The following is a 455-nucleotide window of genomic DNA, read 5'->3' as shown; positions in this document are numbered from 1 at the left end:
CCGATCACCTCCCCGGCCCGCTCCGCGATCCAGCATCGCTCCCATTGCGGATCGAAGTTCCTGACGAACGCCGCAGCGATCTCCGCCACAAGCGCTTCGAAGGTCTGGTCCCAGCCGTATTCCTCGGCATAGAGCAGGCCCTGCCGATGAGCGATCCAGCCGATGTCTCCGGACTGGTGAGAGCGCAGGATGTAAGGAAGATTGGGCTCTAGGCCACCGCCGACCAGACGCTCGACTGTAGTCATGGCCTGAACGAGCCGCTCCCGCTCACTGACAGACAGGCCTGACAGCATGGCTGCAACCTGGATTGCAGAGGCTTGGTTCAGCGGTGCGAAGGCCGCAAGGCCTTTGTCGGTCAGGGACAGGAGAAACTGACGCCTGTCACCCTTTGACGGCGAGCGTTGGATCAAACCTTGGGCATCGAACCTTTTCACGAGACGGCTGAGATAGCCCGC

Annotated in this window: 1 pseudogene; it reads right to left on the bottom strand. The window is 61.8% G+C overall.

Going from position 1 to position 455, the window contains the following annotated elements:
• Positions 1-245, bottom strand: a pseudogene (locus C7G61_RS46915) (MarR family transcriptional regulator); the annotation flags it as partial.
• Between the last annotated feature and the right edge of the window lie 210 nt (positions 246-455).

The sequence above is a fragment of the Bradyrhizobium algeriense genome, assembly GCF_003062295.1.
GTDB classification, from domain to species: domain Bacteria; phylum Pseudomonadota; class Alphaproteobacteria; order Rhizobiales; family Xanthobacteraceae; genus Bradyrhizobium; species Bradyrhizobium algeriense.
This window is presented reverse-complemented; position numbering and strand designations above follow the sequence as displayed.